Source organism: Thalassolituus hydrocarboniclasticus, from assembly GCF_025345565.1.
Lineage (GTDB): Bacteria > Pseudomonadota > Gammaproteobacteria > Pseudomonadales > Oceanobacteraceae > Venatoribacter > Venatoribacter hydrocarboniclasticus.
Genome location: NZ_CP054475.1, coordinates 907267 through 926242, shown reverse-complemented (window position 1 = coordinate 926242; position 18976 = coordinate 907267). Strand labels below are relative to the sequence as shown.

The following is an 18976-nucleotide window of genomic DNA, read 5'->3' as shown; positions in this document are numbered from 1 at the left end:
ATCGGACGTCTAAAACTGATTACGTCCGACGCCTGACTGCAGACGTCAGACTACAGCGAGATAAACAATATGAAAGTTCTGGTAATAGGTTCTGGTGGTCGTGAACATGCCCTGGCCTGGAAGGCTCTGCAATCACCGCTGGTTGAAAAAGTATTCGTTGCGCCGGGCAACGCCGGCACCGCGCGTGAAGCCGGTATGGAAAACGTCGCCCTCGACGTGATGGATTTTGATGGTCTGCAGAAGTTTGCCGAAGACAACGCCATCGGTCTGACCATCGTCGGTCCGGAAGCTCCGCTGGTTGGCGGTATCGTTAATCAGTTCAGCGCCGCCGGTCTGAAGATTTTCGGCCCAAGCAAAGGCGCTGCGCAGCTGGAAGGCTCCAAAGCCTTCACCAAAGACTTCCTGGCCCGTCAGCAGATTCCGACCGCCGATTACCAGAACTTCACCGAAGTTGAACCGGCGCTGGCTTACCTGCGTGAGAAAGGTGCTCCTATCGTGGTTAAGGCCGATGGTCTGGCCGCTGGTAAAGGCGTGATTGTCGCCGAAACCCTGGAGCAGGCAGAAGAAGCCGTCAAAGACATGCTGTCCGGTAACGCCTTTGGTGACGCTGGCTGCCGTGTTGTTATCGAAGAATTCCTCGCCGGCGAAGAAGCCTCATTCATTGTGATGGTCGATGGCAAAAACGTACTGCCAATGGCTACCAGTCAGGATCACAAACGCGTTGGCGACAAAGATACCGGCCCGAACACCGGCGGTATGGGTGCTTATTCTCCGGCGCCAGTCGTTACTCAGGAAATCCATGACCGCGTGATGCGCGAAGTGATTATGCCAACGGTTAACGGTATGGCCGCCGAAGGCAATGATTACACCGGTTTCCTCTACGCCGGTCTGATGATTGACGAGTCTGGTGCGCCGAAAGTCATCGAATACAACTGCCGCTTCGGTGATCCGGAAACCCAGCCAATCATGCTGCGTATGCAGTCGGATATCGTTGCCCACTGTCTGGCCGCGCTGGAAGGCAAACTGGATAGCGAAACCGCGCAATGGGATCCGCGCCCATCTCTGGGTGTGGTACTGGCCGCTGCCGGTTACCCGGCTGACTACCCGAAAGGTGATGTCATCAGCCTGCCGGACAACGACGGCGCTGACCGCAAAGTCTTCCATGCCGGTACCAAGCTCGACGACGCTGGCAACACCGTCACCGCCGGTGGCCGTGTACTTTGTGCCACTGCACTGGGTAACAGCGTGGGCGAAGCTCAGGCTCAGGCCTATGATCTGATCAAACAGATCAGCTGGAAAGGCATGTTCTGCCGCTCTGATATCGGTTATCGTGCCATTGCGCGCGAGCAGGCCGATAACTAAGCAGAAACTAACGGAGACAGCAGGGATGAGGCAGTACAGAGGACGTAAGCATCTGATTGTCACCCTGCTGTTTTTATTTTTTCTGCCGCTGAAACTCTGGGCCAGCAGCCCGGTGCTGCTGCCCAATGCCTCGTTTGATTATCCGATCACGCCTTATATTTCAGTTTACGAAGACCCCGGCCGCAGCCTCGACATCAATGCCATGCTCAGCCGTGAGCAGCAACTGCGCTTTACCCCAAGCCATGCCCGCCGTCTGAAGTTCGGCATAAGCGATTCCAATTACTGGCTGCGCTTCAGCCTGAGCAACCCTTACGCCCATGAGCGCGAAGTAGTCTTTACTCTGTCCGGCAGCGATATTGATGACTTCGGCTTCTATGACATCAGCAATGCCCAGAATTATCGTCTGATCGGCCCGGATGACCCGGCGCGCAGCCTGCGCGGTGGATTTTTGCAGGCTTTCCCGGTTGTTCTTACCGTACCGGCCCAAAGCACCCGCAGCTATATGGTGCGCATCCATTCCTATGGCCTCCTGAATACCAACGTCAGCCTGCTGAGCCTCGACCATTTCCTCAATAATGAGCAGGAATTTTTCATGCTGCAGGGCATGAGTATTGGCTGGATTCTGGCCACGCTGGCCTGGTTTATTTTTGTTGTGCGCAGTCAGCGGATTCTGCTCGCAGCCGCTGGCGCCGCTTATTGCCTTACCATGATCATCTATCAGCCGGCCTGGATGGGACAGTTCTCCCTGCTGCTGAATATCAGCCCTCTGATTGCTGACCGCTTCGCTGAGCTGGCACTGGCAGCCTCCGCGACCTGCCAGACTCTGGCCGTGCTGGCACTGGGCTGGCATGGCAACCGTGCCGCCCTGTACCGCCGGGTGCTGTTGCTGACAGCCCTGATTCATCTGCCGGTCGCGTTACTGACCCTGTGGCTGGCACCGGAGGCCACTCTGTTGGTGGTTACCTGCATGATCGTGATCAACGAATTTCTGGTCGCCCTGATTCTGACCCGCGGACGCTCGCAGCATCAACAGGCTCAGCGCTGGCTGCTGGCTGGCCATCTGCTGGTTGGTTTTGGTGTGCTGCTGGCCATCCTGACCAGCCACAACCTGTTATCACTGGATCTGCTTACCAGCTGGGCACCGGTCATTCTGCCTTTTATCGTTATTACCAGTCTGGTACTGGCGATTATGAGCATCAAACTGCAGCAGAATCCATCGCAGCATCAGGCCGGAGCAGAACTGCGTATGACGCCAGCCCTGCTGTCGCAGATCAGCCACGAACTGCGTACCCCGATCAACGGTGTGATAGGTATGACAGAACTGCTCGGGGAAACACCACTCAGTGCCAACCAGCGTGATTTCTCGGACACCATTGCCCTTGCCGGTCGTGATCTGTTGCATGTCGCCAATGAAATCTCCGATCTGGCCCGCATTCAGAACAGCCAGCTGGAGCTGGAACAGCGTCCATTTAATATTACTCAGTTACTGAATCAGGCGCTCGGCCACTTCCAGCAGGAAGCCAGCCGCAAACAGGTCGAGCTGGTGCTCGATATGACCGATGATCTGCCGGAATACTTTGTCGGCGATCGCAACCGCCTGCAGACTCTGCTGCACAACATTCTGATGCGTGCTCTGGCCTATACCGAATACGGTGAACTGACACTGCAGGCATCTTTCTATCAGACCAGCTCAGCGCATGGCCTGCGTCTGCAGATCCAGCTGAGCAGCACCATTGTGAAGCAGGATGAGCTGAAGAGTGCCTTCGCAGTTCTGCAGCATCACCTGCCCCTGACCGAAAACCACAACGCCAAAGCCTGGAACCTGCTGGTCACCCGCCACCTGCTGCAAAAGATGTCGGCAACCCTCGAAGTTGAGAGCATGACCAGCCAGGGCGCCTCACTGACCCTGTATTTGCCACTGGAAGCCGAAAGTGGCCCGGCACCTGAACTGCAGCAGGATGACAGCCTGATCGGCTTGCGTATTCTGATTGTCGATGACAATGCATCGCTGCGGAACGTAATTGAAAAGCAGGTCCGGCGCTGGGGCATGCGCCCGGAGAGTACTTATAGTGGTAAGGAAGCACTCGCCATGCTGCGCAGCCAGATCAGTATCGGCCAACCCTATGACTTCATCATTATCGATCACGATATGCCGATTATGGATGGCCTGCAGTTGGCAGAGCGCATCCGCGCCGATAAAGACATCAGTCACAAACCGGCACGCCTGATGCTGACCGGATTAAGCATCAGCAACGTGCGTGACGATGCGCTGGCCGTTGGTATTCAGCAGTTGCTGGCCAAGCCAGCCAGTGGCGAGCGCCTGCGCAACGCCCTGCTGACCCTGAAACACCAGCACGAAAGCCGTTAATCGGCCGCGACTGCGCGGCTCGCCGCCCACTGTCTTAACGCCTGCATAGGTTCCGCCATCACCACTGACAACGGCCGGGTACGGCGGATTTCCTGCAGCAGGCTATCCGTGCTGAGACCGGGGCCGGAATGCTCACTGCTGGCGGCATGCCAGGCCGATACCACCGCCTGCTCCAGCTCGGCACCGGAAAAACCCTCACTCTCTTCGGCCAGTGCCGCCAGATCAAAACGCTGCGGGTCCAGCCCGCGCTTGTGCATATGCAGGCGCAGAATGTCAGCACGAATCTCAGGCTTGGGCAGATCAACAAAAAACAGTTCATCCAAACGGCCCTTACGCAGCAACTCCGGTGGCAGCGCATGAATATTGTTCGCCGTCGCCACCACAAATACCTGCGCATCATGCTCTGCCAGCCAGGTCAGCAAGGTGCCGAGAATACGCTGACTGACGCCGGCATCGTTGCTGTCCTGCCCCAGTCCTTTCTCAATCTCGTCAATCCAGACCACACAGGGCGACATGGTTTCGGCCAACTTCAGCGCTTCGCGCAGATTGCGTTCGGTTTCACCGAAAAACTTGTTGTACAGGGTGCCGAAATCCAGACGCAGCAGGGGTAAGCCCCAGGAACCGGCCACCGCCTTCGCCGCCAGACTCTTACCGCTGCCCTGCACACCGAACAGCAGTAAACCGCGCGGCCGCAGTTTACGCTCGGCGGTCATAAAGGCCTGCTGGCGCTGCGCCAGCCAGGTTTTCATCACCTCCAGACCGGCAACATCGCTGAAACGCGCGGTGTCGTATTCAAAACTCATCACACCGTCCATATCCAGCAACGCCATCTTGGCGCGACTGACTGCCGGCACATCATCCTGAGTAATAGCGCCGTCATCGACAATGGCACCGCGCACCAGACGACGGGCATCGGAGAAAGTAAGCCCCTTCAGATTGGCGACCAGCTGCTGCAGGGTGTCGTTATCACTGCGCACTTTACGGCCACTGAGCTTGGCGTAACGCTGGGCTTCTTCTTTCACCAGCGCCAGCAACTGGCTGTCATCCGGTAACTGCAGGCTGAAGCTGGCGGCCAGACGCTGTAACTCCGGCGGCGCCTGCAGGCGGTGGCTGAGCAACACCACGGTTTTGCCGTAACGCTCATGCTGCAGGGCAATGTCTTTCAGCAGACGCACGACCAAAGGCTCTTCGAGAAAAGGATGCAGGTCGCAGAAGATGAACAGTCCGCCCTGCTCGCGCTCACGCACGATGCGCAGGGCATCGGCAGGCTGTGTGGTTTCGCTGGCGCCAATATCTTCACCGAACCCGAGGCGGCGCAGGCCATCGCTCAGCGTCCATTGCTGCAGCGCCAGACCGCGGCGGATGGCCAGCCGGGTCAGCATCTCCAGCGCCCGCGCTTCCTCATGGGATTCCAGCAGCAACAGCGGCACCTGGCGGTCGAGCAACAGGCTTAAATCGTGTAAATCCTGCATCGCAGTCTCCTTATTCTATGCGCGATTCTAACCACTCCATGGCCGGCTGTCCGCCCTGTTCTGGCCGAAACTCACTTGATATGGGTCATGCGCCGGACGCCGTTATGCCGTAAAATGGCCGGAAATTCCGGAGGTATGAGTTATGAATGCCAACTCCCGTCGCTACTCGCTGTTCGACAAACTGATTCAGAACGCCGATCAGGCATTACGCACACTGGTGCCCGGTGCTGCACAGGAAGAACGCCCGTCCCCGGCGCAGCAGCGCCCGTATCACGAGCTGAACGAGGCCGAACAGAAACACGCCGCCGGGCTGATGCGTATTAACCATACCGGTGAAGTCTGCGCCCAGGCGCTGTATCAGGGTCAGGCGTTAACCGCCAAGTTGCCTGAGGTACGGGAAGCCATGGAAGAAGCCGCCCGCGAAGAAATTGATCATCTGGTGTGGTGCGAAGACCGCATCAAAGATCTGGGCAGCCATACCAGCCGTCTGAATCCGCTGTTTTACGGCCTGTCATTCGGCATCGGCGCTCTGGCCGGAAAAATCTCCGACAAAGTCAGTCTGGGTTTTGTCGCCGCCACCGAAGAACAGGTGTGCAAGCATCTGAGCCAGCATATGACCAGCCTGCCGGTGCAGGACGAAAAGAGCAAAGCGGTGCTGCTGCAGATGCTGGAAGACGAAGCCAAGCACGCCACTGTTGCCCTCGAAGCCGGCGGCCATAAATTCCCGCTGCCGGTCAAACTGGCGATGACTGCGGTATCGAAAGTGATGACCAAATCCGTTTATCGCTTCTGATAAAACCCCAGCCTGTATAATCATGCCTCCGCATCGCGCACTGACCTGCACCAAAGCAGGTCAGATGCGGAACGAATAACTCCCGTCATCAATAGATAGAATCGCTGTTTAGCAGGCAAAATGCCGCTGGTCTTTTACTCTGAATAAAGATGAGTAAGGAGCATCCCATGAGCCGATTCAGCGTTATCGAATTTATCCGCCGTATTTATCGCCTGCCACAGGATTATCCGGAACTGAACTGGACCCGCACCGAACTGTACCGGCGCCGGTTAGAGCAGGTAAAAAATGGCTGGATTATTACCGGCCTGATTATGCTCGCCAGCGGCAGTACCGCCGTGGTTTGTGTACTGGGCGCATTCGCCACCTTTTTATCGCTGGCGTTTCTTGAGCCGGATAATCCACCGCTCTGACCGTTCTATTGGCAGCGTAAATCGCAGGTATAAAAAAACCCTCCGGCGGAGGGTTCTTTTATGGCTTCTGATTCTGAATTACAGGCTCAGAATTTTCTCGCCGCGGGAAATACCGGACACACCGGTACGTACCGTTTCCAGAACACAGCCAGCACCGATTGCTTCAATAAAAGCTTCCAGTTTGTCGCTGGTTCCGGTCAGCTGGATGGTATACACGCTGGCAGACACATCCACGATCTGACCACGGAAGATGTCGGCAGTACGTTTGATTTCCGCACGCTGCGCACCCACCGCTTTTACTTTGATCAGCATCAGCTCGCGTTCAATGTGCGGGCCTTCAGACAAATCCACCAGTTTCACCACTTCAATCAGCTTGTTCAGCTGCTTGGTGATCTGTTCGATCTTGCGATCATCACCGGTGGTGGTCATGGTCAGGCGTGACAGGGTGTTGTCTTCTGTCGGCGCCACCGTCAGGGTTTCAATGTTGTAACCACGCTGGGCGAACAGACCAACAACGCGTGACAAAGCACCCGGTTCGTTTTCCAGCAGAATCGAAATAATGTGTCTCATGTTCAGGTCCGCTCCGTCTTGCTCAGCCACATATCACGCATGGAGCCAGCCGGCACCTGCATCGGATACACGTGTTCTTCCGGGTCGACGGCAACGTCGAGGAAGACCAGACGGTCATTGTATTTATTGAAGGTGTCTTCCAGTGCCTGTGGCAGCTCATCGCGGCCGGTCACGCGGATACCCACGTGGCCATAGGCTTCCACCAGTTTGATGAAGTCCGGCAGGGACTCCATGTACGAGTGGGAGTGACGACCTTCGTAGTTCATGTCCTGCCACTGACGAACCATGCCCAGAGAGCCGTTGTTCAGACACAGGATTTTTACCGGAATGCCGTACTGCAGACAGGTCGACAGTTCCTGGATATTCATCTGGATAGAGCCTTCACCGGTCACACATACAACCATTTCTTCCGGGAAGTTCATCTTGATGCCCATCGCCGCCGGGAAACCAAAGCCCATGGTTCCCAGACCACCGGAGTTGATCCAGCGGTTTGGCTTATCAAACTTGTAGTACTGCGCAGCAAACATCTGGTGCTGACCAACGTCAGAAGTCACGTAAGCGTCACCCTTGGTGGCCGCCCAGATCGCTTCGATCACTTCCTGCGGCTTCATCAGCTGCGAGTCGTTTTTCTCATAACGCATCGCATGACGCTGGCGCCATTCGTTGATCTGTTTCCACCAGGACGCAATGGCTTCGGCATCCGGTACTTCGTTGCTTTCATCCAGCAGCGCCATCATTTCATCCAGCACGTTGCCAACCGGGCCAACGATAGGTACATCAACGATGATGGTCTTGGAGATTGAAGACGGATCAATGTCGATATGAATGATCTTGGCATCCGGACAGAACTTGCTGGTCGCGTTGGTTACACGGTCATCGAAGCGCGCGCCAATAGCCAGAACCACATCAGCGTGGTGCATGGTCATGTTCGCTTCATAGGTACCGTGCATACCCAGCATGCCAACAAAACGCTCGCCGGTACCCGGGTAAGAACCCAGACCCATCAGCGTGTTGGTGCAAGGGAAATCCAGACGATCAACCAGTGCACGCAGCTTGTCGGAGCTGCCATCGATAATGACGCCACCACCAGCATAAATAACCGGACGTTTGGCTTTCAGCAGCAGCTCAACGGCCTTTTTGATCTGGCCGGAGTGACCACGCTGCGGTGGCGTGTAAGAACGCAATTTGACCTTCTTCGGATAAACGTATTCGTAACGCTCATTCGGCATGGTCATGTCTTTCGGGATGTCGATAACAACCGGACCCGGACGGCCAGTGCTGGCAATGTGGAAGGCTTTAGCCACCAGCTCAGGGATATCTTCCGGACGGCGCACACTGAAGCTGTGCTTAACAATAGGACGCGACACACCCAGCATGTCAGTTTCCTGGAAGGCATCGTCGCCCACCAGATGGCTCATCACCTGACCAGAAATGACGACCATAGGAATCGAGTCGGTAAACGCCGTGGCAATACCGGTGATGGTATTGGTGGCACCCGGACCAGAGGTGACCATGACCACACCTGGCTTACCGGTTGCACGCGCATAACCATCAGCCATATGAGCAGCCGCCTGCTCATGACGGACCAGGACGTGCTTGACTGCGCTCTGCTTGTACAACGCATCATAAACGTGCAGCAGCGAGCCGCCCGGGTAACCGTAAATATATTCGACGCCTGATTCATGCAGTGCACGAACCAACATTTCTCCGCCGGAAAGTAATTCCACCGTACTATCCTCTTCACAAGCCCGCAGGGGCGTGGGTAACTGAAATAACTTGCGATTAGAGCCCGAACACAAGGGCTCTCTCAGGCTGGATGACAAACTTGTAGTTTCTCATCAGAGTCCCGTTGCCTGGTCGAGGACACCGGGTCTGAAACTGGGTCGGAGATAACCGCACCAGAGGCTGTCATTGTCAGCGAGCGGGGCACTGGGTGGAGGCGCAGGCCGGCTGACAAAAGCGCGGTAATTCTAGCATTCCCGGTATTATTGTCTAGCAAAAAACCGCCCTAAATCCTTGACAAATCATACGGTTTTAATAATGTCCGGAGCAGGTCAGAGAAATTATTCTTTTCCTCAGGGCCTGTTGCCACTAAGTGAATCTGGTCTGCTGAGAACCAGTTTTTTTCAGAGCAAGGAGAGAGGAGTGATATTAGCGAGTTAAATGAATAACGAACGACGACGCTAATGGGGAAAACTGGCCTCAGCCCGAAGGGTTATGGCTAAAAATTCCTAATCCTGCGTTGCTGTTCGCTCGCTTAACCCGTTAGGCCACACTCTCAGCGCCTTGTCTGAGGAATTTTTAGCCGATAACAGGCCTGTTTAATTAGTGGTAACAGGCCCTAACAACGGATGTGTTTTATGCGTTTTTTTACTGCTTTTTTTGCTCTGCTGCTTGCCACTGCAAGCCTGACGGTTCAGGCCGACAAAATGTACCGCTGGGTGGATGAAAATGGTCAGACCCATTTTTCCAACCTGCCTCCCGCTGACAAGGCTAAAAATGCTGAAGAATATAAGGTCCGCGTCAGCAAACCCGCGGACAAAGTCGATGGCTATCAAATCAGCACCGATAAAGTAAAAGAAACGACGACAGAAGCCAGTGAAAGCAGCGAACCAAAGGTGAGTAAAGCCGAAGCGGAGGCCGCCTGTGCCAAAGCACGAAAACACAAAGAAACGGTCAGTACCAATTACAGTACCCGTTTCAAGCAGGAAGACGGCGAATACCGCCCGTTAACTGACGATCAGCGGGCAAAGCAGATCAAACTGGCGGACGAGCAGATTGCCAAATACTGCAACATGACCTTTTCCAACAAGACCCGTAATCAGTAAGGCAGGATTAAGTCTGTATCCAGATCAGGCTGGCCATACGGCCAGTCTGACTCTGGCGACGATAGGAATAAAAGCGTTCATCGCTGAAGGTACAGAATCCTCCGCCGGCAACCCCGGCCACTCCCGCCCGCAATAACTGCAGCCGCGCCAGCGCATAAATATCCGCCATCAGCCGGTCACCACGCCCGGCACGGAAACAATGGTCCGGCGCCCAGGCAAAGGCTTTACGTACCTCAGGCCCGACCTCGAAGGCGTCGGGGCCAATCGCTGGCCCCAGATACACCCGCACCTGAGAAGGATCAGGGAAGGTCGCCAGCGTATTCAGCAGAATCCCGGCCGCCAGTCCGCGCCAACCGGCATGGGCAGCGGCCACCTGCGAGCCATCAGCAGCACAGAACAATACCGGCAAACAATCGGCGGTAAGAATGGCACAGGCCAGTCCGGCACGGTCACTGAACTGCGCGTCCGCCTCAGGCACCACAGATTCACCACAGGCTTTAATCACCGTTGTGCCATGTACCTGAGATAACCACTGAATGCCCTGCACACCCGGCAGTTGTTGCCACAGGCACTGGCGGTTAAGCCGCACCCGGGCCGCATCATCAGCAACGTGCAGAGCCAGGTTGTTATGTTCGTAAGGAGGTAAAGAAACACCACCCTCGCGGGTGGTAATCGCGGCACCAATACCCGCGGGCAGATCCCAGTCGGGTATCAGCAGACCGGACTCAGCGCTCGGCATCGGCTTCGAGCACATCGAGCAGGTGAATAAAATCCTGCGGCAGATCCACTTCCCACTCCATCCAGTCGTCGGTATCCGGATGAACCAGACCCAGCTTGCGCGCATGCAGAGCCTGGCGGCCAAAGTGCAGCAGCGTATCGCGCAGTTCCGGGCCGATGCCTTTGGTCAGACGGGTACGCGCCGCATAGGTGGAGTCGCCCACCAGCGGATAACCGATATGCGCCATATGCACCCGGATCTGGTGCGTACGGCCGGTTTCCAGCTTGAGGCGGATATAGGTGTGGGTCGGAAATTTTTTCAGCACGCGATAGTGGGTGACGGCTTCTTTCCCCATAGGATTCACCGCCATTTTGGTGCGCTGAGTACCATGACGGCCAATCGGCTGGTCAACTTTGCCGCCGCCGGTCATCACGCCCTGCACTACCGCTTCGTATTCACGCCCCATGGAGCGGTCCTGCAGCTGACCGACCAGATTATTCTGCGCCTGCAGGGTTTTGGCGACCACCATCAGACCGGTGGTGTCCTTATCCAGACGGTGCACGATACCGGCACGGGGGATATTCTCCAGCTGCGGGCAATGATGCAACAAGCCGTTCAGCAGAGTGCCATCCTGATTACCGGCGGCCGGGTGAACCACCAGGTCCGCAGGTTTGTTGATGACAATGATGTGATCATCTTCATAAATGATGTTGAGCGGGATATCTTCCGCCTGCCAGTTCCCCTCAGGCGCCAGCTCGGCTTCCAGAATCAGGGTTTCGCCGCCAGTGAGCTTATCGCGGCCGCGCCAGGGCTTACCGTCAACCGTCAGCTGGCCGTCTTTGATCCACTGCTGCAGGCGCGAACGGGAATAGTCGGGAAATAACTGGGCAGCGACCTGATCAAGACGCTTGTTTCCCATGTCGAAGGGAACTTCTACCCTGTTTGAAATCTGATTGGACATAAACTCTCTGAGATTAGCTGTATGGCTGCCGCGACGATCGGCTGTATCCCGCTGACAGCCTGTTGCTGTCAGTTGGGGCTATGCGGGGACTGTGTTTTAATACGGCACATTCGTAAACCGGCACATTGCCAAGTATATCGACAATCAGGAATGCACTCCATGAACTCCCGTTCGCTGTTGGTTATTTTTACCCTGCTACTCTGCGCCTGCTCAGGAAATCCCGACAAACCTCAGGAACTGACTGAGCGTGAGTACTACGAACAGGCGCGCGAGTCGCTGGATAACAATAACTTTCTGTCGGCCACCGAAAAGCTGCGCCAGCTGGAATCCCGCTATCCGTTCGGACGTTACGCCGAACAGGCACAGCTGGAGCTGATTTACGCCCAGTACATGATGTCCGATCTGGAAGCGGTACTGGCCACCACCGAGCGTTTTATCCGCCTGCATCCGCTGCATGAGCAGGTCGATTACGCCTATTACATGCGCGGCCTGGCCACTTATGAAATGGGCTTTGCCTTTGCCGAGCGTTATTTTGACAGCGAAATCGCCCAGCGTGACCCAACCCCCATGCAGGATGCTTTCAATCATTTCTCCGACCTGCTGATCCGCTTCCCCGACAGCCCTTATACCGCCGATGCTCGGGCGCGCATGGTGTACCTGCAGCAACGTATGGCCTCCCATGAAATCGGAGTGGCACAATACTATATGAAGCGCCACGCCTATCTGGCGGCTGCCAACCGTTGTGAGAACGTTCTGCTGCGTTTCCAGAAAACCCCGGCCGTTGCCGACGCACTGGCGATTCAGGTTGAAGCCTACCGCCTGCTGGGCCTGAATAAAGAGTCAGAACAGGCACTGGCACTGCTGAAGCTGAACTACCCGCAGCATCCGCAATTAAAAGACGGTGAATTTGAAGACAGCGGCCTGGCGATGGTTGACCGCCGTTCGTTCTGGAATATCATCAGTTTTGGTTTGCTGGACTGAGCAGACAGCGACAAATATACAGACACAAAAAAGCCCGCGATTGCGGGCTTTTTTGTGGATTAAATTCCGGCTTTCCAGCCGTTGGTCACCGGATAACGGCGGTCACGGCCAAAGCCACGCTGAGTTACGCGCACGCCAATGGGTGCCTGACGACGCTTGTATTCATTAACGTCGACCAGACGCAGCACGCGCAGCACGTCGTCACGGGTAAAGCCGGCACTGATGATCGCTTCGGCACTCATATCACGTTCGATATAACGTTCAAGAATGGCATCCAGCACCGGATACGGCGGCAGGCTGTCTTCGTCTTTCTGATCCGGCGCCAGTTCCGCCGATGGCGGACGGTCAATCACACGCTGTGGAATCACCGGGGACAGCGAATTACGGTATTCCGCCAGGGCGAATACCTTGGTTTTGTAGACGTCTTTTAAAGCGCCATAGCCACCAGCCATATCGCCGTACAGGGTGGCGTAACCCACCGCCATTTCGCTTTTATTGCCGGTGGTCAGCACCATGTAACCGCTTTTGTTCGACATCGCCATCAGCAGCACACCGCGACAACGTGACTGCAGGTTTTCTTCGGTGGTATCCACCGGCAGACCGGCAAACTCACCGGCAAGGGCCGCCATAAATTCACGATACATAGGCTCGATAGAGATCGACTGGTAGCGCACGCCCATGGTGTCGGCCTGTTCTGCCGCGTCTTCCTTACTCATGCCGGAGGTATAGGTAAACGGCATCATCACCGCCTGCACCCGCTCGGCACCTAACGCATCCACCGCAATGGCCAGTGTGAGTGCGGAGTCGATACCGCCGGACAGCCCCAGCAAAACCCCTTTGAAACGGTTTTTATTGACGTAATCGCGCACACCGAGCACCAGTGCCTGATACAGACTGGCCAGTTCACTGTCCGGCTCTGCAGACTGCGCTGAAACCGCCTGCAGCTGACCCGAGTGATAATTCACCAGCGCCATTGATTCACTAAACGATGGCATCTGCAGTACGCGTTCGCCATCGGCGGCAACCGCAAAGGAACCGCCATCGAACACCAGTTCATCCTGTCCACCGACCTGATTCACATACAGCAGCGCTACATTCTGACTGCGGGCATGTTGCTGCAGCAGGGTCAGGCGTTCACCATGCTTACCCAGATGGAAAGGCGAAGCGTTCAGGTTGAGAATCAGTTCCGCACCGGCTGCAACACTCTGCTCCACCGGCCCCTGATGCCAGACGTCTTCGCAGACGGTCAGACCAATACGATGGCCCAGCAGATCAATAACACAGGGCTGATCACCAGTGGCAAAATAACGCTGCTCATCAAATACCTGATAATTCGGCAGACATTGCTTGGCATAACGTCCGAGACATTCACCCTGATACCAGACACCGGCACAGTTATAGAGTTTGCCCTGCTCGCGCCACGGAAAGCCCACAGCGATGGCGATATTATGACTGGCCGCAGCCACCTGCTGCAGCGCCTCTTCAACGCGTAATTGCAAACTCGGACGCAGTAATAAATCTTCTGGCGGGTAACCTGTTAATGCCAGTTCGCTGAAGACCACCAGCTGCGCACCCTGCTGTTGTGCCTGTTGCGCCGACTCAGCAATACGCTGACTGTTGCCGGAAATATCTCCGACCAGAAAGTTGTGCTGTGCCAATGCGATGGTAAGTGACTGTGACATACTCTCGGGTTACCCTGACGAATTTGCGCGTATTGTCGAAAAATTACCGGGCCGAAGCAATCATCAGTGCACTGGCCGGCACTTTTCGCCCGATATTTATAGTTAAGGAGCCTCTGTGGCACGCTGGTTTAAATCTGCCGAACTGGTTGTACGCGGTAACCATCTGCTGCGTTTCTACGGTTATTACTCCCTGTTTCTCTCGCTGTTACTGATCATCACCGACGCCATCGACCTGCAGAACGTGATTATTGGCGGAAAACAGCCACATATATTCCTGATAGCGTCATCTGCTTATGTTCTGGTGGCTTCAGCGTTTGCCGCCATTGCCAGCCGCGAACCGGACCCGCAACTTGCCACCAGTTATGTGTTTGCTGAAATCGCCATCCTGGCAGCCCTGATGCATGCCTCCGGCGGTCTGGATACCGGCTTTTCCAGCCTGATTCTGATTCCGGTCATGATATCGAACCTGCTGGCTCCGGGCGTGCTTGGCTACGGGGTGGCCGCCTGGACCACCATCGCCGTGTTTTATACCCAGCATCTCTGGCCAGGCAACTACAACACCCAGGAAATTGTAAACTCCGGTTTGTATGGCTTTTTGTGCTTTATTCTTGCCTGGTTAACCCAGACTCTGTCACGCCGGTTAAACAGTGCCTTAACGCTGGCCTCCGATCAGGCAACCCGAATCAAACGTTTACAGCGCTTCAGCCAGCAGGCGCTGCTGGAACTGCCCAATGCTGTTATTGCCTGCGATACCAACGACCGTATTCTGTTTTATAACCAACAGGCACGGCAGTGGTTCAGCCTCGCAGAAGGGGCGTCGCTGCCCCCGGCATTACTGAAAGCGGAAGCCGATCAGGTTATTGAAGTTCGTAACGAAAAACTGATATTCCGCCGTGTGGCGCTGAACGGTTCTGAGCCTGGTGATTACCTCATTTATGTTGAAGAAGCCGCACGCATTGCCGCCGAAGCGCAGCAGTTCAAACTGGCCTCTTTGGGACGCCTGACGGCCTCTATTGCCCATGAGATACGCAACCCGCTCAGCGCCCTGCGCCAGGCATCGCAACTGCTGGCAGAAACGCCCTATCTGCAGCAGGGTGAGCAACAACTGACGCATATTATTGAACAGCACTGCATGCGCATTAACCGCACCATCGAGGATATTCTGCAGCTGTCTCGCCGCAATCAGGCCGTAGCAGAAACCCTGCGCCTCGCCCCATGGCTGCAGCATTTTCACGATCAGTTCCGCAACTTAACCAATGGCCAGAACTTTCATTTCAGTGTGCACTGTAACGACAGTTTACTGGTGCAGTTCGATCCGGATCATCTGCAGCAGATTCTGCATAACCTGTGTGCCAATGGTCTGCGTTACGCCGTTAAATCCAGCCACGACAACGCACGCCTTGCCCTTATCGCCCAAACCTTAAATGACCGTCAGGTACAGCTGGATATTATTGATAATGGCAGCGGCGTACCGGCGGAACAACGCACCCATCTGTTTGAACCCTTTTACACCACTGAACATAATGGCACCGGACTCGGACTCTATTTATGCCGCGAACTGTGCGAGGCAAATCAGGCCCATATCCAGTATCATCCGATACCCAACGGAACCTGCTTCCGCATCATAATGCGGGCCTCCTGAGCCCTGTGCACCACAGAACGGACACTGTTTTATGAATAAATTTGCCGCCCTGATTATTGATGACGAACCCGACATCCGCGCTCTGATTGCGCTGACGCTGAAGCGTATGGAGCTCGACTGTTATCAGGCAGGAAGCGTGAGCGAAGCACTGACGTTATTGCAGGAGCGTCCCTACCACTTCTGCATCACCGATATGAAACTGCCGGATGGTAATGGTCTGGATCTTATTGAACTGTGCAACACCCGCCATCCGGATATGCCAGTCGCCATGATTACCGCATACGGCAATATGGAACTGGCCGTAAACGCGCTGAAAGCCGGGGCTTTTGATGTCGTCGCCAAGCCACTGGATACCGAGCGCCTCCGTGAACTGGTCAAAGCCGCACTGCAGCTGACCAAAGTGCCGGCCAATATCGAAAACCTGCCTTCTGCCGACGGCTTGCTGGGCCAGTCAGCCAGCATGCGGGCGCTGAAAGAAAAAATCTTCAAGGTGGCCCGCACTCAGGCACCGGTCTTTATTTTCGGCGAGTCCGGCACAGGCAAAGAACTGGTTGCCCGCTTAATTCATCATCAGAGTGCGCGCATGGATCAGCCGTTCGTTGCGGTAAACTGCGGAGCCATTCCGCGGGATCTGATGGAAACCGAATTTTTCGGCCATACCAAAGGCAGCTTTACCGGCGCCAACAGCGAAAAATCCGGTTTTTTCCGCGCGGCTAATGGCGGCACCCTGTTCCTTGATGAAGTCGCCGAACTGCCTCTGGATATGCAGGCCAAACTGCTGCGCGTTATTCAGGAAAAAGCCGTGCGCAGCGTCGGTGCTGAATTTGAAACCCCTGTCGATGTGCGCGTTCTTTGTGCCAGTCATAAAGATCTTGGCCTGCAGGTTCAGGCTGAAGAGTTCCGTCAGGACCTGTATTTCCGCCTGAATGTGATTCAGATAAATGTGCCGCGTCTGGCCGATCGCGCTGAAGATATTCCGCTGCTGATCCGGCATTTTATCCGCAAATATTCTCAGGAATGGGGGATGCCGGAAATTATGCTGGAAGACAGCGCTCAGCAGGCCTTGCTGAGCTACCACTACCCGGGGAACGTACGTGAGCTGGAAAATATCCTGCAACGCGCCGTCACCCTAGCCGAAGGTGACAGCATCAGCCTCAGCGACCTGAGCCTGAGCAAACCCATTGACGAAGAGCCGGACGACAGCAATCCGCGCATTGAAACCAATAACCTCGAAGCCTACCTTGAGAATATTGAACGCCGCGCGATCACCCAGGCACTGGAAGCCACACGCTGGAACAAAACCGCCGCCGCCGAAAAACTCGGTATCAGCTTCCGCGCGCTGCGTTACCGCTGTAAAAAACTGGAAATTGATTAAGAACGGAGCAGCCGGATGTTCTTAAGTCAGACCGGAGACTGAACAACCCTGCAGAATTTCAGCCTCAGGTCTGAGTGACAACAGGGCAGCGGACACTAGAGTATTGAAGTGACACCACGGAAAGGTGTCGCTTATCCCCACCTCCCGAACGGATTCTGGAGTCTGTATGCACACACCTCTGCAAAACACCGGTTTTACCCTGATCGAAATATTGGTCACCTGCAGTATTCTCGGCCTGTTACTTGGTGTTGGCTTACCTGCAACGCATCGTCTGATGCAGCACGTTGACGCCGAACGGGACATCAGCGAGCTGGCACTGGCCCTGAGCGAAGCCAGAAATCATGCTCTCTATTACCGTAATCGCGTCACCCTCTGTCCTCTGAATAATGCCCTGCACTGCAGTTCCGACTGGAACATGCCGCTGACTCTTTTTATGGACAGCAACAATAACCGTGTCCTTGATCCGGGCGAACCCGTTCTGCGCGAGCTGCCGGCCAGCACATCAGGACAAAAGCTGCGAACCTTCAGCGGCAACGTTATCAGCTTTGACGCCAAAGGCTATGCGGGTATCGACAACGGCTCTCTGGGCTATTGCGCAAAAGCATCTGCCGTCACCGGCGCGGCCTTCATTATTTCCCGCAACGGGCGCATACGGGCAGGTACAGACAGAGATAACGACGGCCTGCCGGAAACGGCCAATGGCCGTAATGTAGCCTGCCCTGCCTGATTATTAATGGCAGAAAACCGCTGACTCCGGATACCAATCCGCTGGTCGGAAGAAGCTCGCCTTCTGATTCCTGGCAGGTAATCTGACACTACATTATCGTCTTCAGAGAATGCTCCATGTCGCGAACTTCCCAGCAATGGACTCAGAAATCCGAGCAGAGTGGCTCCGCGCTGATCTTCAGCCTGGTCATCATGGCTGTCATCACCGTCGTTGCCATGGTGTCAATGCAGCGCACAACCCTGCAGGCGCGGATGATTGCCAACCTGCAGCACCAGCAAACGGTCTTTAACGCAGCGTTTTCAGAGCTTAGTTCATTTCTGGGCAGCATCGACGAACCTGCAGAATATGACGATGCCGCAGATACCCTGGGCATTCTGATCATGCAGGAGAACAACAATGTCGCCCAGGGCCAGCCATACGGACTGATACGCTACAACCCCTATGATGCCGGTGTGATCCAGCCTCCTGCCACCGCCAAAATCATTGGCGGCAGCACTATCCGTGTGCGGATGCTGCGCGATCCGGAAATGACCAAATTCGACGCCCAGTCGAACGAAGGTAACAGCGCCGGCGGCACCAAATTCAAATATTACATGGCTGCTGCCAGCAGCTCGTCAACCCTGAACCAAACCATGACAGCATCTCAGGAAGCCGGCTTTTATCTCGAAGCTGTCAGCCCGAATCAGTGAGGAAGTGATCATGATCAAACATTTATACACTCTGGCAGCCTGTCTTATCTGTACTTTTGCAGCGACCATAAACGCTGCTGAATTAATCGACGGTGCCGAATACCGGGTAGCTGCCAGTCAGGCAACCAATCTGACCCGTACCAGCATCACGGCCAGGCTATGTGCAGACTGCCCGCACGATTTGCTGCGCATCAAAGATACAACCTCATTTTATGAAATAAACACCCCTCTGACGTATGAAGAGGCGCTGGAAGTCTTCCTGCGTAAAAACTATGAGGTGCTTTCACTGGTTGTGAAAAACTCTGACAAATCTGTTGTGTCTGTCAGTTTCGGTGGCTTTGATGAATTAGCCGCCGACCCGAATAACCCCGCTAATCAGTCACAGGTGGAGAAATAAT

Annotated in this window: 17 protein-coding genes; 11 read left to right on the top strand and 6 right to left on the bottom strand. The window is 55.3% G+C overall.

Annotated elements, in window-relative coordinates:
- The first annotated feature begins 69 nt into the window (after positions 1 to 69).
- Both purD and HUF19_RS04060 read left to right on the top strand, forming a co-directional pair.
- Positions 70 to 1362: a phosphoribosylamine--glycine ligase gene (gene purD / locus HUF19_RS04065; protein WP_260998613.1), complete on the top strand. Its 1293-nt coding sequence runs from the start codon at positions 70 to 72 to the stop codon at positions 1360 to 1362.
- Positions 1363 to 1387: 25 nt separating this feature from the next.
- A complete protein-coding gene (locus HUF19_RS04060) occupies positions 1388 to 3730 on the top strand; it encodes a 7TM-DISM domain-containing protein (RefSeq protein ID WP_260998612.1) in 2343 nt (780 codons plus the stop codon).
- Here HUF19_RS04060 and HUF19_RS04055 read toward each other — a convergent pair.
- Positions 3727 to 5202 (bottom strand): AAA family ATPase, encoded by a 1476-nt coding sequence (locus tag HUF19_RS04055; protein WP_260998611.1) that lies wholly within the window; start codon positions 5200 to 5202, stop codon positions 3727 to 3729. The two genes, HUF19_RS04060 and HUF19_RS04055, sit on opposite strands and share 4 nt — an antisense overlap.
- A 142-nt stretch (positions 5203 to 5344) precedes the next feature.
- On the opposite strand from HUF19_RS04055, the gene coq7 reads away from it, so the two are divergent.
- On the top strand, positions 5345 to 5995 hold the full coding sequence (gene coq7 / locus HUF19_RS04050; RefSeq protein WP_145469699.1) for a 2-polyprenyl-3-methyl-6-methoxy-1,4-benzoquinone monooxygenase: 651 nt from the start codon (positions 5345 to 5347) through the stop codon (positions 5993 to 5995).
- Positions 5996 to 6162: 167 nt separating this feature from the next.
- The gene (locus HUF19_RS04045; RefSeq protein ID WP_145469700.1) at positions 6163 to 6405 is read left to right on the top strand and encodes a hypothetical protein; all 243 of its coding nucleotides are present in this window, start codon (positions 6163 to 6165) and stop codon (positions 6403 to 6405) included.
- Positions 6406 to 6483: 78 nt separating this feature from the next.
- Here the strand turns inward: HUF19_RS04045 and ilvN are convergent, their stop codons facing one another.
- Positions 6484 to 6975, bottom strand: coding sequence for an acetolactate synthase small subunit (gene ilvN / locus HUF19_RS04040; protein ID WP_145469701.1), 492 nt, complete (start codon positions 6973 to 6975; stop codon positions 6484 to 6486).
- Positions 6976 to 6977: 2 nt separating this feature from the next.
- Entirely contained in the window at positions 6978 to 8702 is a 1725-nt protein-coding gene (locus tag HUF19_RS04035; RefSeq protein WP_260998610.1) for an acetolactate synthase 3 large subunit, read from the bottom strand.
- Positions 8703 to 9335: 633 nt separating this feature from the next.
- On the opposite strand from HUF19_RS04035, the gene HUF19_RS04030 reads away from it, so the two are divergent.
- On the top strand, positions 9336 to 9803 hold the full coding sequence (locus tag HUF19_RS04030; protein ID WP_260998609.1) for a DUF4124 domain-containing protein: 468 nt from the start codon (positions 9336 to 9338) through the stop codon (positions 9801 to 9803).
- A 7-nt stretch (positions 9804 to 9810) separates the two neighbouring features.
- Here the strand turns inward: HUF19_RS04030 and pgeF are convergent, their stop codons facing one another.
- Together pgeF and rluD are read right to left on the bottom strand one after the other, a co-directional pair.
- Entirely contained in the window at positions 9811 to 10542 is a 732-nt protein-coding gene (gene pgeF / locus HUF19_RS04025) for a peptidoglycan editing factor PgeF (protein WP_260998608.1), read from the bottom strand.
- Entirely contained in the window at positions 10529 to 11482 is a 954-nt protein-coding gene (gene rluD / locus HUF19_RS04020; protein ID WP_260998607.1) for a 23S rRNA pseudouridine(1911/1915/1917) synthase RluD, read from the bottom strand. The genes pgeF and rluD overlap by 14 nt, the downstream gene beginning before the upstream one ends.
- Before the next feature lie 159 nt (positions 11483 to 11641).
- Between rluD and HUF19_RS04015 the strand changes: the two genes are divergently transcribed.
- Positions 11642 to 12463, top strand: coding sequence for an outer membrane protein assembly factor BamD (locus HUF19_RS04015; RefSeq protein ID WP_260998606.1), 822 nt, complete (start codon positions 11642 to 11644; stop codon positions 12461 to 12463).
- 59 nt (positions 12464 to 12522) lie between these two features.
- Here HUF19_RS04015 and HUF19_RS04010 read toward each other — a convergent pair whose 3' ends face one another.
- A complete protein-coding gene (locus tag HUF19_RS04010; RefSeq protein WP_260998605.1) occupies positions 12523 to 14145 on the bottom strand; it encodes an NAD+ synthase in 1623 nt (540 codons plus the stop codon).
- 115 nt (positions 14146 to 14260) lie between these two features.
- Between HUF19_RS04010 and HUF19_RS04005 the strand changes: the two genes are divergently transcribed.
- From HUF19_RS04005 to HUF19_RS03985, 5 genes are all read left to right on the top strand, one after another.
- Positions 14261 to 15787, top strand: a complete 1527-nt coding sequence (locus HUF19_RS04005; protein ID WP_260998604.1) for a sensor histidine kinase — start codon at positions 14261 to 14263, stop codon at positions 15785 to 15787.
- A gap of 31 nt (positions 15788 to 15818) precedes the next feature.
- Positions 15819 to 17162 (top strand): sigma-54-dependent transcriptional regulator, encoded by a 1344-nt coding sequence (locus HUF19_RS04000; RefSeq protein ID WP_260998603.1) that lies wholly within the window; start codon positions 15819 to 15821, stop codon positions 17160 to 17162.
- A gap of 166 nt (positions 17163 to 17328) precedes the next feature.
- Positions 17329 to 17889 (top strand): GspH/FimT family pseudopilin, encoded by a 561-nt coding sequence (locus HUF19_RS03995; RefSeq protein WP_260998602.1) that lies wholly within the window; start codon positions 17329 to 17331, stop codon positions 17887 to 17889.
- Positions 17890 to 18005: 116 nt separating this feature from the next.
- A complete protein-coding gene (locus tag HUF19_RS03990; protein WP_260998601.1) occupies positions 18006 to 18578 on the top strand; it encodes a pilus assembly PilX family protein in 573 nt (190 codons plus the stop codon).
- A gap of 10 nt (positions 18579 to 18588) precedes the next feature.
- Complete coding sequence (locus HUF19_RS03985; protein ID WP_260998600.1) at positions 18589 to 18975, top strand: hypothetical protein; 387 nt, start codon at positions 18589 to 18591, stop codon at positions 18973 to 18975.
- Position 18976 lies beyond the last annotated feature (1 nt).